Source organism: Leifsonia sp. NPDC058292 (genome assembly GCF_042880955.1).
Lineage (GTDB): Bacteria > Actinomycetota > Actinomycetes > Actinomycetales > Microbacteriaceae > Leifsonia.
Genome location: NZ_JBHVYL010000002.1, coordinates 254,971 through 267,454 on the forward strand (window position 1 = coordinate 254,971; position 12,484 = coordinate 267,454).

The following is a 12,484-nucleotide window of genomic DNA, read 5'->3' on the forward strand; positions in this document are numbered from 1 at the left end:
AGTGTGACCGCTGCGCCGGCCACACTCGACCGCAGTGGCCACACTCGCCGGCGTGGCGCCTTCCTCCCCAGAGAGGTTGGGTTGCGTAGTTCTCCACACCTTTCCGCCCCCGGGCCCGCGGAACGCGTCGGAACGCGACCATCGAGTCATGACGAACACCTCGATCGAACCCTTGGCCGTGACCTTCACCAGCGACCGGCGGCTCGTCGGCGATGACGCCCGTGCGCTGAGAAGACCGCCCAGAGTCTCCGGGCCGCAGAGCGTGCACCGGCTGCGCCGCGGCGTCTACACCCGCGCTCACGAGTGGGCCTCCGCCGACGATCGCACGCGCCACCTCACGCGCATGGTGGCTGTGGCGGGAACGCGACGCGACGACGTCGTGTTCGTCGGGATCTCCGCCGCTGCGGTGTGGGGCCTTCCCGTCATCGGCGCGTGGCCTCAGGCTGTCGAGGCTTTGGCCGGCCCGCGCTCCGGTGTGCGGTCGAAGAACGGCGTCGACTGGCACCACTGGTCGGTTCCCGACGACGAGATCGAGGCCGTCGGGCCGTGGCTGGTCACCAGCGTCGCCCGAACCCTGTCCGACATCGCCCGGCATTCGCCTTTCGTTTCTGCGGTGGCAGCCCTCGACCACGGGCTCAAGGCGACGGTGACGGCATCCGACGGCTCCGTGCACCAGGGTGCAGAGAAAGAGGAGCTGCTCGACGGGCTCCGCGCCGACGAGAACGCCCGTGGCCGGGCTCGGGCATTGGCGGCGATCAGTTTCGCCGATCCTCTGGCGGAGTCTCCGGGTGAGTCCCTCAGCCGGGTGCAGATCCATCGACTGGGATTCGCCCCTCCGCTGCTCCAGTCGCGAGTGGAACGGGGGGACGGCGGCTCCGACCATCCGGACTTCGAGTGGGAGCGCGCTTACGGCGAGTTCGACGGCTTCGCCAAGTACGCTCGCCCCGAATACACCCAGGGCCGGCCGGCGGCCGAGATCGTCTGGAACGAGAAGCGTCGCGAAGACAGGCTGCGCAAGCACGGCAAGGCTGTCGCGCGCTGGACGTGGGAAGACGCGTGGAACCCACCGCGGCTGCGGTCGATCCTCCTCGCCGCCGGCGTCGAGCAGACGCGGCGCGCGGCGTTCTCGCCCGACGCGTTCGGCGAGTGGGTGGTGAACGCATGAGCACCGTGCTCGACAGGGAAGCCACGGTCGGTTGGCGCTTCGAGGGGGCGTCCGCTACTCTAGGTAGGTTGTCTGGGCAGAACTCTGTCCACACAGCCGATGTACAACCCTCCTGCTACAGACCGTCTGTAGCCGCTAAGTCCAAAGGAGGTGGGTTAGTCATGCATCAGTACGAGTTGATGGTCATCCTCGATCCAGAGATCGACGAGCGCACCGTTGCTCCCAGTCTTGACAAGTTCCTCAACGTCGTTCGCGACGCGGGTGGAACCGTCGACAACGTCGACATCTGGGGTCGCCGCCGTCTCGCCTACGAGATCAACAAGAAGGCCGAAGGCATCTACGCCGTCGTGCAGTTGACCTCTGACGGTGACACCACCAAAGAGCTCGACCGCCAGCTGAAGCTCAGCGAGGCCGTCATGCGCACCAAGGTGCTGCGCGCCGAGGAAGCGATCGCTCAGGTCGCCGCCGCCGCCAAGCTCGCCGACGAGAAGGCAGCCCGCAAGGCAGCCGCTCCCGCCAAGGCAGCCGCCGCCGACAAGGCAGGCGCCTAGTCCCATGGCCGGCGAGACCGTCATCACCGTGGTGGGCAACCTCACCAGTGACCCCGAGCTGCGTTACACGCAGAACGGGCTCGCGGTTGCCAACTTCACCATCGCATCCACCCCCCGCACGTTCGACCGTCAGGCGAACGAGTGGAAGGACGGTGAGGCTCTCTTCCTGCGTGCGAGCGTGTGGCGTGAATTCGCCGAGCACGTCGCCGGTTCGCTGACCAAGGGATCCCGGGTCATCGCCCAGGGTCGCCTCAAGCAGCGCTCCTACGAGACGAAGGAAGGCGAGAAGCGCACGAGCATCGAACTCGAGATCGATGAGATCGGTCCGTCGCTGCGCTACGCCACCGCCTCCATCACTCGCGCACAATCGTCGCGTGGCCCGGGTGGAGCACCCGGCGGCGCCGTCGAAGAGCCGTGGGCAGCATCGGCACCCGCCGACTCCTCCTCCTCCTCGGGGGCGGACGTCTGGAACACGCCGGGCAGCTTCAACGACGAGACTCCCTTCTAAAGGGCAGCCCTTCCGGAGCCCGCTCCCGAAGGCAGAGCAAACTTAAACGAAAGCAAAGGAAATCATGGCTGGAAAGTCGAGCGGCGACCGCCGCAAGCCGATCCGCAAGGGCAAGGACGGCAAGAACGCCGCCCCGGCGAAGTCGATCCGCGTTGGCGTGATCGACTACAAAGACGTCGCAACCCTGCGGAAGTTCATCTCGGAGCGTGGAAAGATCCGCGCTCGCCGGATCACCGGTGTCTCCGTTCAGGAGCAGCGCCTCATCGCCCGTGCCGTCAAGAACGCACGCGAGATGGCTCTCCTCCCCTACGCCGGCTCCGGCCGTTAGGAGATACGGACATGTCGAAACTGATTCTGACGCACGAGGTCTCCGGCCTCGGCTCGGCCGGTGACGTCGTCGACGTCAAGAACGGCTACGCGCGCAACTACCTCATCCCCCAGGGCTTCGCTGTGGCGTGGTCCCGCGGTGGCGAGAAGCAGGTCGAGCAGATCAAGGCGGCCCGTGTCGCCCGTGAGCTCGCCACCATCGAAGAGGCGCAGGACCTCAAGGCCAAGCTCGAAGCGACCAAGGTCAAGCTGACCGTCAAGGCCGGCAAAGAGGGACGCCTGTTCGGTTCCGTGAAGACCTCGGATGTCGCTGCGGCCGTCAAGACCGCCGGCATCGGCGAGCTCGACAAGCGCAAGATCGAACTGCCGAACCCGATCAAGGTCGTGGGCGACCACGAGGCGACCGTTCGCCTTCGCGACGACCTCTCGGCAACGATCACCCTCCAGGTGGTCGCCGCCAAGTAGGCGCGAACAAAAGCAGTCAGTGTAGCGGTGGGCTTCGGCCCACCGCTACACCCTTTAAGGGGATAAGTCGCCGATTTCCCCCAGCTTTGTGCACAGGCGGGTGTTCCCCGCACACAAGGTTCGACACAACCTTGAGACAAGTTTCTACACACAGGGTGGGGAAAGAAAAATCCCTGGTCAAGTCATGTATAACTTGCGAAATTGTTTGACTTTCCACAATCCTCTCCACAGGTTGTGCACATGCGCACCGGCGTTTCGCGCAGTTTGTCCCCAGCGTTATCCACAGGCCGAGTTGTGGCTGGAGCGCGAGCGTCCCTAGGGTGGAGCGACGCCGACCGAAGCGGGGCGCAAGCCCGGTGACGGGCATCCCGTGTCAGTGGTCGGAGTGAGTATCGGTCTCGACAGCGAGCCGCTGCGCGCAACGTGGCGAAAGCGCGGTTCACTGAACTGAGAGCACCACCAGCACGCCCGAAAACAACAAGGAGAAACCGTGTCGATCGCCCACCTTGGTCTCGCAGACCAACGCGAACCGGGCGAGAGCAGAGGGCACGAACGCACACCCCCACACGACCTCCTGGCCGAACAGAGCGCGCTCGGCGGAATGCTGCTGAGCAAAGACGCCGTGGCCGACGTCGTCGAAGTGGTGCGAGGCGGCGACTTCTACATCCCCAAGCACGAGATCATCTACGACTCGATCCTCTCGCTCTACTCCCACGGCGAGCCGACCGACGTCATCACCGTCACCGACGAACTCACCAAGGTCGGAGAGCTGTCGCGCGCCGGCGGTGCCGAATATCTCCACACCCTCACGAGCCTCGTTCCCACGGCAGCCAACGCCGGCTACTACGCGAACATCGTCGCCGAGAAGGCGCTCCTGCGCCGCCTCGTCGAAGCGGGCACACGAATCACGCAGATGGGCTACAAAGCCGAAGGCGAGGTGCTCGACCTCGTCAACAACGCCCAAGCCGAGATCTACTCTGTCACCGGCTCCCAGGAGACCGAAGACTATGTGCCCCTGACCGACGCGGTCACGGTGGCGATCGACGAGATCGAGGCGGCGAGCCACAAAGACGGCTCCATGACCGGTGTGCCCACCGGCTTCGCCGAGCTGGACGAGCTCACCAACGGCCTGCACCCCGGCCAGATGATCATCGTGGCCGCTCGACCCGCCCTCGGAAAGTCGACGCTCGCGCTCGACTTCGCCCGGGCCGCATCGATCCACCACGACATGCCCACGATCTTCTTCTCCCTCGAAATGGGGCGCAGCGAAATCGCGATGCGTCTGCTCTCGGCCGAGGCCTCCGTGCCGCTGCAGAGCATGCGCAAAGGAAAGGTGGACAGCCGCGACTGGACGACGATCGCCTCCACCCGCGGCCGCATCAACGATGCTCCCCTCTACATCGACGACAGCCCCAACATGACGCTCGTCGAGATCCGCGCAAAATGTCGCCGTCTCAAGCAGCGCGTGGGGCTGAAGATGGTCGTCATCGACTACCTCCAGCTGATGACGAGCGGCAAGCGCGTCGAAAGCCGCCAGCAGGAGGTCAGCGAGTTCTCGCGTGCCCTGAAGCTGCTCGCCAAAGAGCTGCAGGTTCCGGTGATCGCGCTATCGCAGCTGAACCGTGGCCCCGAGCAGCGCGCCGACAAGCTCCCCGCCCTGAGCGACCTGCGCGAGTCGGGATCGATCGAGCAGGACGCCGACATGGTCATCCTGCTGCACCGCGAGTCCGCCTACGAGAAAGACAACCCCCGCGCGGGCGAGGCCGACCTCATCGTGGCCAAGCACCGCAACGGTCCTACCCGCACGGTGACCGTCGCCTTCCAGGGACACTTCTCCCGCTTCACCGACATGGCTCCGATCTAAGCGATCTTGTCGACCGTCGCTCTACATCGTCTTTCCGCCGCGAGGTTCGTCCGTTTTCGCGAAGTGGACAATTCCGGAGAACGGGTTCAGAGGGGGCCTTGCCGGTCTGCGATGAACAGCTCGCACTCGGTGTCGTAGTAACGGGTGGTGAGGCCCGCATCCGTCATGCCGAGGCGCTGACACACCCGGTGGGATGCGAGGTTGTCGGGATGGGCGACGGCGATGATCCGGTCGAGACCCGACGCGAACCCGTGGTGCAGTGCCAGCTTCGCGGCAGCGGTCGCGTAGCCGTGACCCCACGCGTCCGGGTGGAAGTGCCAGCCGATCTCGATCTCGTCGGAGGGGCCCTGCGTTCCCGAAAGCCGGATGCCCTGGAGCATGACCGTGCCGACGAGCTGTCCGGTGGCGAGCGCTTCGACGGCCCAGTAGCCGATCGCCGGGCCGTCGGCGCTGCGCAGACGCTCGATCAACGCGTGAGCTTGGTCGGGGTCTTTCATGACCTTCGGCTCTCGCCCGATGTACTTCTGGACCGCCCACGTGGAATACAGGTCGTAGACGAAAGCGGCATCCTCGGGGCGCCAGGGGCGCAGAAACACTCCGTCACCGATCAATTCCGTCATCGCGCAAGCCTAGGCCGCCGAGCGGCGCGCATCACTCGTCGACGTACAGCCCGAGCTGCTCGCCGAGCCGGTCGCGTTCGAGAAGCCGGCGGCCGGCGCCTTTGGCGCTCGCTGTGGTGAGGGTGGTGAGGATGTGGATCACAAGCGCGACAGACGTCGGCGAGTTGGCGAAGGATGCGCTCGCCGTGTCGACGACGAGGCACTCGTCCGCGATCGCGACGAGGGGCGCATCCGGAGCGTCGGTGATCACCACGAGGGTGCCGCCCGCCTTCTTGAACAGCTCGGCCATGTCGATCGTGTACTTGCGGTAGCGGGCGAGCGAGAACGCCACCAGCACATCGCTGGCGCGAACGTCGCTGAGCACATCCAGGGGCCGCACGATCGTGCCGTCGATGAGGGTGACGTTGGCGAGCCCCGCGCTCAGGTCCATCGCCAGCAGCGACGCGAACGTGAACGACTTCGCGGCGCCGAGCACGAAACGGCGGCGGGCGGCGACGATGGAACCGGCGATGCGTTCGAACGCCGGGTCGTCGCGGGCCCAATCGAGGGCGTGCGAGAGTTGTTCGCGCTCCTGCTCGACGACGCGACGCTTCAGCACCAGCGCCGATCGGCGCTGCACCCTCGCGTCGTATCGCTCGTGCGGGCTGTTGAGCTCGACGGGTTTCACATCTCGCCTTTCCGAAGACATAGACAGCAGTATCACAGCCCGTCAGGCTGCGAGCTGCCTGAGCAGCTCGTCACCGGCCGTTCGCATGAGAGCGAGGGCACGGTCGCGCACGTCCATGCCGCTCTCCCAGTTGGCGAGCACGGCGTACGCGATACGGCGGTCGGGGGACATCACCAGGCCCATGTCGGCCCGGACGGTGGAGATCGTGCCGGTCTTGTTCCACAACCAGACCCCGCGATCGAAGAAGTAGTGCGCAAGCGGGTCGAGGCCGAAGGCCGACGCCACCATCGAGAGGTCCATGCCCGCGCCGAGCCAGCGTTGGAGGGTGTCGGCGGATGCGGGGCTGAGGTCGGCGGCCGTCGCGGTGCGCGTGACGAACCGGACGAGATCTTCGGCGCTCGCGTGGGAGAGCCTGCGCGGAGCACCGGGAGGCAGGGGCCAGCGCACGATGTCGTCGAGCCCGGAGTTCAGGTATCCGAGCGCGCGCGTGTGCTCCTGCACGACGGGCAGCCCGATGACCCGGCACAGCGTGTTCGTCGCCGCGTTGTCGCTGACCGCGCCGATCAACGCCGCGACGTCGTAGAGCGACAGCGTGTCGGCCTGCAACAGATACCAGAGACCGGAGTTGTCCATCCACTCCGCCGGTCTGCGGGTGACGCGGTCTTCGAGCGACCGAGTGCCGGCGTCGACCTCGGTGAGGAGGCGATGCAGCAGAAAGATCTTCCCAACGCTCGCGGTGTTGAGCACGCGATCCGGCCGGTGGCTGAACACCGTCGCACCGGAGTCGACGTCGACAGCCAGAGCGGAGAACCTGAGGCCGGGCAGTTCACGCTCGTACTCCTCGAACGCGACGATCACGACCGGGCACTCCCGCTCACATACCCGCGCAGCTGTTCGCCGATCGCGTGCATGGCGTCGAGCGCGGGAGCCCGGAGATCGTCGTCGGAGTCCTTCCAGTTGGCCGCGACGGCGTAGGCGACGGAGGAGGCGGGGCCGGAGAGGTGACCGATGTCGATGCGTGCGAACGAGGTGCTGCCGGTCTTGTGACGAAGCACCATGCCCTGGTACTCGGGCTCAACGTGCGCGAGCGGGTCGAGCAGGAGGGAGTCGGCGACCATCGAGGTGTCGGTATCCGCCGCCAGCCAGTCGAGCACGCGATCGCTCACGGCACGGGAGATGACAGCGCCCGCACCCAGACGGCGCATCAGCTCGGCGAGCTCGGCGCCCGTTCCATACGAGGGCGTCCACGGCAGGTCGGGGGTGCGCTCGTTGCGGATGTAGTCGTGCAGTGACGTGTTCGCGAAGCCGAGCGCGGGGGCGACCGCCCGCACCTCGTCGAGGCCGCACAGCCACAGGAGCGCATTGGTGGCGAGGTTGTCGCTGACCGCGCCGACCAGCAGGGCGGCGTCGGCGACCGTCACGCGCTGATCGCGCATCCGGTAGAGCAGTCCGGAATCGGCGACGCGGTGCTCATCGGGGATCTCGATGCGCTGGTCGGGGTCCAGTTCGCCCGACTCCAGTCGGCGAGCCACCTCGATCAGCAGGAACACCTTGCCGACGCTCGCCGTCTCGCAGACCATCTCGGGGGTGTGCGAGGCGAGCACGCGCCCCTCGTCGGCGTCGAGAACGCTCAGCGACCACCGCACCCTTGGGTCGAGCGAGGGCAGGTCGATGGCGCGAGGTTCGCCGGCCATCAGAGCGAACCCCCGACGGTCAGGTGCACGGGCTCGCCCGCGCGGGCGGTGAGCGACCCCTCGACGTTCAGGGGGATGCTGAGCGCGTTCGGATCGTGACCGAAGCCCTGCTCCCACAGCACGGGCACACCCAGGTCGAGCAGCAACTCGTCCACGAGTGCCCGGATCGCGCCGAGATCGCCGCACTCGTGCCACGAGCCGAGCACCAGGGCTGACGCATCACCCAAGCGACCGGCGCGGCCCAGCTGGGTCAGGAACCCGTCGATGCGATACGGCTCCTCGTCGACGTCTTCGAGGAACAGGATGCCGCCGGGCCGGTCGAGTGACTCCGGCGCTCCCATCGCTCCCGCCAGCAGGCTGAGGTTGCCACCGGTGAACCGGCCTTCGGCAACGCCGGGAGCGAGAACCTCGGTGCGCGGGCCGACGATATCGCGCCCGCGCCACGCTTCGAGCAGCCAGCGGCGAACATCCTCGCGCACGAACTCCGAATCGCGGAACACGTCGTTGCCGGCCATCGGGCAGAACAGCGTCGGCACATCCAGGTTCACCCGGAAAGCCTCGTGCAGGGCGGTGATGTCGGACGAGCCGGTGAGCAGCTTCGGCCGCCCGTCGCGGCGGAGGGCCGCTTGCTGCATCCGCGCCCAGTCGATGCCGTCGAGCAGCCGCATCGCACCGTAGCCGCCGCGGATGCACACGACCGCGTCCGCATCCGGGTCGAGCCAGGCGTCGACCAGGTCTTGGCGGCGCCCGTCATCGTCGCCCGCGAGGTAGGACGCGCGGGGATGCGGGTCGAGCACGTGATCGCCGACCACGACATCCAGCCCCCAGTCGCGGTAGTAGCCGACCGCGCGCTCGAGGCTCTCGGCGCTGCCCGGCCCGGAGGGCGACACGAAACGCACTCGGTCGCCGGGTTGCAGCGGCGCGCTGTCCAGGTAGGCGGAGGGGTCGGTCGCGAGGAGCGGCGCGCTCACGCGAGCTTCCGCTCGATGCTGGGCGCTGCCGCAAGCAGGCGGCGGGTGTAGAGGTGCTGCGGGTCGAGCAGCACCTGCTCGGTCGGACCATACTCGACGATCTCGCCCTCGTACATGACGGCGACGGTGTCGGCGATGTTCCACGCCAGACCGAGGTCGTGGGTGATCACCAACGCGCTCAGGTCGAGCCTGTCGCGCAGGGAGAGGATCAGTGCGAGGATCTCGCCGCGCACCGAGGCGTCGAGCGAGGCGACGGGCTCGTCGGCGACCAGTAGCTGAGGCCCGACGGCGAGCGCGCCGGCGATCACCGCGCGCTGCCGCTGACCACCCGACAGCTCCTGGGGAATCGCCCGGAAGAAGCGCTCCGGCGGAACGAGCTCCGCGTCGGCGAGGCTCTGGGCCACGCGCTCCTGTTCGTCGCCGGTGTAGCGCTGCACCCGAAGGCCCTCGGCGACCGACTCGTAGACGCTGATCTTCGGGTTGAGCGCGGCCGACGGGTCCTGAAGCACCATCTGCACCTCGCTGCGGAAGGCCCGCAGCGCGCGACCGCGATGAGGGATGTCCTTGCCACGAAAACGGATGACCGACCCTTCGTCGGCGCGCTGCAGACCCACGACGGTGCGAGCGAGGGTGGTCTTCCCCGAGCCCGACTGACCGACCAGGGCGAGGATCTCGCCGCGCCGCAGACTCAGGTTCACATCCTTCACCGCGGCGAGCGGCTTGCCGCGACCGTGGTAGGTGACCGTGACTCCGCGCGCCTCCAATACGACCTCGTCGGAGATCTCTCGCGCGCCCGGCCCTGCGGCGTCGGTGCGGCGGCTCACGGGGTTCAGCCGCGACGCCGGGTCTCCGATCGTGGGAAAGGCCTCGGCGAGCTGTCTCGTGTACGGATGCTGGGGGTCGGTGCACACGTCGTAGGCGTCGCCGACCTCGACGAGGTCGCCGTCGCGCATGATGGCGATGCGCTCGCACGCGGTCGCCAGCACCGAGAGGTCGTGGCTGATCATCAGCATGGAGATGCCGCGCTCGGTGACGAGCGTGCTGATCATGTCGAGGATCTGCTTCTGCACGATCACGTCGAGAGCGGTGGTCGGCTCGTCGGCGATGATGATCTCCGGCTCGCAGGCGAGCGCCATCGCGATCATGACGCGCTGCTTCTGGCCGCCCGAGAGCTCGTGCGGGTAGGCGTCGGCCTTCGCGGCGGCCAGATCGACGGCACGAAGCAGCTCCACCACCCGCGCCTTGCGCGCCTTGTCGGTGCGCCAAGCGTCGGCGACGTGCAGCTCGAGCGCCTCGGTGATCTGCTGACCGACCGTGCGCACGGGGTTGAGCGAGTGCATGGCGCCCTGGAAGACGATGGATGCCTCCGCCCACCGCAGAGCGCGGAGCTCGCCGAAACGCAGGTCGGCGACCTCGGTCTCGGCGATCAGCACGCGGCCGCTCAGCCTCGCGTTGGCGGGCAGCAGCCGCAGCACGCTCATGGCGAGCGTCGACTTGCCCGAACCCGACTCGCCCGCGATCCCCAAGGTTCCGCCGGCGGGCAGGGTGAGGGAGATGTTCTTGACGGCGGCGATCTCCCCCTCGTCGTTGCGCCCGGCCGTGCGGTACGTGATGCTGACGTCGTCGAAAATCAGGTCCGGCATGTCAGCGGCTCCTCAGCGTCGGGTTCACGATGGTCTCGACCGCGCGGCCCACGAGGGTGAAGGCCAGCACGACCAGCACGATCGCGATGCCGGGCACGAGCACGTACCACCAGTAGCCGGCCGTGGCGGCCGACACGTCCATGGAGTTCTTCAGAACCGATCCCCACGACTGCAGCGTCGTGTCACCGAGCCCGAGGAACGACAGCGTCGATTCGGCGATGATCGCCGAGCCGACGGTGAGAGTGGTGTTGGCGAGCACGAGGGGCAGCACGGCGGGCAGCAGGTGCTTCACGATGATGTGCCAGTGACCGGCGCCCAGCACCCGGGCGCGCTCGACGTAGTCCCGCGACTCTACTGAGAGCGTCTGGGCTCGCACCACGCGCGCTGTGCCCGCCCAGGAGGTGAGCCCGATGGCGATCACGATCGTCCACACGCCCCGAGAAAGAACCGAGGAGAGCACGATCGCGAGGATGAGCGACGGCAGCACCAGGAAGAAGTCGATGAGGCGCATGAGCAGACCGCCCGTCCACCCGGTGAAGTGCCCGGCGGCGATCCCGACGATGGTGCCGATGACCATCGATACGGCCGTGGCGGCGAAACCGACCAGCAGCGACACCCGGGCGCCCCAGATCATCCGCACCCAGAGCTCGCGGCCCTGGTCGTCGGTGCCGAGCGGATGCGCGAACGACGGCGGCGCGAACCGCGGCTGGTCGAGCAGCTTGGTCACGTCGAGCATCCACGAGGGTGCGAGCACCGGCGCCAGCAGGGACAGCACGATGACGACGACCAGGAAGATGATCCCGATCATGCCGGAGCGGCTTCGGGCGAACTCGCGGCAGAAGCCGCCGAACGCGTGACGCCGCCGGGCCCAGGCCATGCTGCGCGGCGAGCGCGCGACGGGTGCGATGGAGCCGCTCATCCGCGCCTCACTCTCGGGTCGAGCCGACGGTACACGAAGTCGGCGATGAGGTTCATGACGATGATGATCGCCGAGAAGACCACGAAGGTCCCCTGCAGCAGGGGCAGGTCGGGACCCTGGATGGCCTCGTACGTGAGCTTGCCGAGCCCGGGCCAGGAGAACACGGTCTCGACGGTCACAGCACCGGCGATCAGGCCGCCGATGTGCATGAAGACGAGCGTGACCGTCGGCAGCAGCGCGTTGGGAACGGCGTGACGCCGGCGCAGGTCGTCGTCTTTCAGTCCCTTCGCCCGCGCGGTGACCAGGTAGTCCGCGCTCTTCTCCTCCATCACCGACGCGCGCATCACCATGACGTATTGCGCGTAGACGACGGCGACCATCGTGATCACCGGCAGCACCATGTGCGAGATGACGTCGAGCGTCTGGCCCAAGAAATCGTCGGGAGCGTTCGGGGAGGTCATTCCGCCGGTGGGGAACCAGTGCAGCGTGCCGCCGAAGACCATCAGCAGGATGAGGGCGAGCCAGAAGGTGGGCACCGACCAGAGCACCAGCGAGGTGCTGGTGGTCACCTTGTCGAACACCGAGCCCGGTCGCCATCCGGCCTTCTGGCCGAGCCAGAGCCCGAGGGCGATCGCGAGAACGGCCGACGTGCCGGTGAGCAGGATGGTGTTCCAGAAGTACTCGCCGATCAGCGAGGCGACGCTCTGCTTGTAGACGTAGCTCTGGCCGAAGTTGAGAGTGAAGACGTTGGCGATGTAGTCGCCGAACTGCTGCCAGAGCGGCTTGTCGAGACCGAGTTGCGCCCGCAGTTGCGCCATCTGCTCCGAGGTCATCGGATGCTCGCGCGCCATCGCCGCGACCGGGTCGCCGGGCAAGATCTTGAACGCGAAGAATCCGAGCACGATGACCATGCCCAGGCTGATCGCGGCACCGCCCAGCTTGCTGAGCGCGAATCTCAGCGCAGGTGCGCTGCGCACCGTCGCTTCGCCCCGCTCTTCGAGGATCACCGCCTCGGTGACCGGTGTTGAGTTGCTCATCTGCCTTCTCTTCTGCGTGTCGGGGGAACAAAGGTGGCCGCGGCGGTACCCGC

14 protein-coding genes are annotated in these 12,484 nt (G+C 67.4%); 6 read left to right on the forward strand and 8 right to left on the reverse strand.

The window, feature by feature from the left end; translation table 11 throughout:
* The first annotated feature begins 148 nt into the window (after window positions 1–148).
* The 6 genes from ACFVWR_RS03320 (at window position 149) to dnaB (ending at window position 4,880) form a co-directional block, all read left to right on the forward strand.
* Window positions 149–1,165 carry a hypothetical protein gene (locus tag ACFVWR_RS03320; RefSeq protein WP_387207945.1) on the forward strand — a complete coding sequence of 339 codons (1,017 nt, stop codon included), beginning with the start codon at window positions 149–151 and terminating at the stop codon, window positions 1,163–1,165.
* Window positions 1,166–1,326: 161 nt separating this feature from the next.
* On the forward strand, window positions 1,327–1,716 hold the full coding sequence (gene rpsF / locus ACFVWR_RS03325; protein ID WP_387207947.1) for a 30S ribosomal protein S6: 390 nt from the start codon (window positions 1,327–1,329) through the stop codon (window positions 1,714–1,716).
* A 4-nt stretch (window positions 1,717–1,720) separates the two neighbouring features.
* Window positions 1,721–2,224, forward strand: a complete 504-nt coding sequence (locus tag ACFVWR_RS03330; protein ID WP_387207949.1) for a single-stranded DNA-binding protein — start codon at window positions 1,721–1,723, stop codon at window positions 2,222–2,224.
* 64 nt (window positions 2,225–2,288) lie between these two features.
* Window positions 2,289–2,552, forward strand: coding sequence for a 30S ribosomal protein S18 (gene rpsR, locus ACFVWR_RS03335; RefSeq protein ID WP_055897232.1), 264 nt, complete (start codon window positions 2,289–2,291; stop codon window positions 2,550–2,552).
* An 11-nt stretch (window positions 2,553–2,563) separates the two neighbouring features.
* On the forward strand, window positions 2,564–3,016 hold the full coding sequence (rplI, locus tag ACFVWR_RS03340) for a 50S ribosomal protein L9 (protein WP_387207951.1): 453 nt from the start codon (window positions 2,564–2,566) through the stop codon (window positions 3,014–3,016).
* A 490-nt stretch (window positions 3,017–3,506) separates the two neighbouring features.
* Complete coding sequence (gene dnaB, locus ACFVWR_RS03345) at window positions 3,507–4,880, forward strand: replicative DNA helicase (protein WP_387207953.1); 1,374 nt, start codon at window positions 3,507–3,509, stop codon at window positions 4,878–4,880.
* 86 nt (window positions 4,881–4,966) lie between these two features.
* On the opposite strand, the gene ACFVWR_RS03350 is transcribed toward dnaB, so the two are convergent.
* From ACFVWR_RS03350 to ACFVWR_RS03385, 8 genes are read right to left on the reverse strand one after another with little or no spacing between them, the layout of a single operon-like run.
* Window positions 4,967–5,500 (reverse strand): GNAT family N-acetyltransferase, encoded by a 534-nt coding sequence (locus ACFVWR_RS03350; RefSeq protein WP_387207955.1) that lies wholly within the window; start codon window positions 5,498–5,500, stop codon window positions 4,967–4,969.
* A gap of 31 nt (window positions 5,501–5,531) precedes the next feature.
* Window positions 5,532–6,167 carry a MurR/RpiR family transcriptional regulator gene (locus ACFVWR_RS03355; protein ID WP_387207957.1) on the reverse strand — a complete coding sequence of 212 codons (636 nt, stop codon included), beginning with the start codon at window positions 6,165–6,167 and terminating at the stop codon, window positions 5,532–5,534.
* Between the two features lie 42 nt (window positions 6,168–6,209).
* Entirely contained in the window at window positions 6,210–7,025 is an 816-nt protein-coding gene (locus ACFVWR_RS03360; protein WP_387207959.1) for a serine hydrolase, read from the reverse strand.
* Window positions 7,022–7,861, reverse strand: a complete 840-nt coding sequence (locus ACFVWR_RS03365; protein ID WP_387207961.1) for a serine hydrolase — start codon at window positions 7,859–7,861, stop codon at window positions 7,022–7,024. The genes ACFVWR_RS03360 and ACFVWR_RS03365 overlap by 4 nt, the downstream gene beginning before the upstream one ends.
* Complete coding sequence (locus ACFVWR_RS03370; RefSeq protein ID WP_387207963.1) at window positions 7,861–8,832, reverse strand: LD-carboxypeptidase; 972 nt, start codon at window positions 8,830–8,832, stop codon at window positions 7,861–7,863. The genes ACFVWR_RS03365 and ACFVWR_RS03370 overlap by 1 nt, the downstream gene beginning before the upstream one ends.
* Window positions 8,829–10,475, reverse strand: a complete 1,647-nt coding sequence (locus tag ACFVWR_RS03375) for an ATP-binding cassette domain-containing protein (RefSeq protein WP_387207965.1) — start codon at window positions 10,473–10,475, stop codon at window positions 8,829–8,831. The genes ACFVWR_RS03370 and ACFVWR_RS03375 overlap by 4 nt, the downstream gene beginning before the upstream one ends.
* 1 nt (window position 10,476) lies before the next feature.
* Window positions 10,477–11,394 (reverse strand): ABC transporter permease, encoded by a 918-nt coding sequence (locus ACFVWR_RS03380; RefSeq protein WP_387207967.1) that lies wholly within the window; start codon window positions 11,392–11,394, stop codon window positions 10,477–10,479.
* A complete protein-coding gene (locus tag ACFVWR_RS03385; RefSeq protein ID WP_387207969.1) occupies window positions 11,391–12,431 on the reverse strand; it encodes an ABC transporter permease in 1,041 nt (346 codons plus the stop codon). The genes ACFVWR_RS03380 and ACFVWR_RS03385 overlap by 4 nt, the downstream gene beginning before the upstream one ends.
* Window positions 12,432–12,484 lie beyond the last annotated feature (53 nt).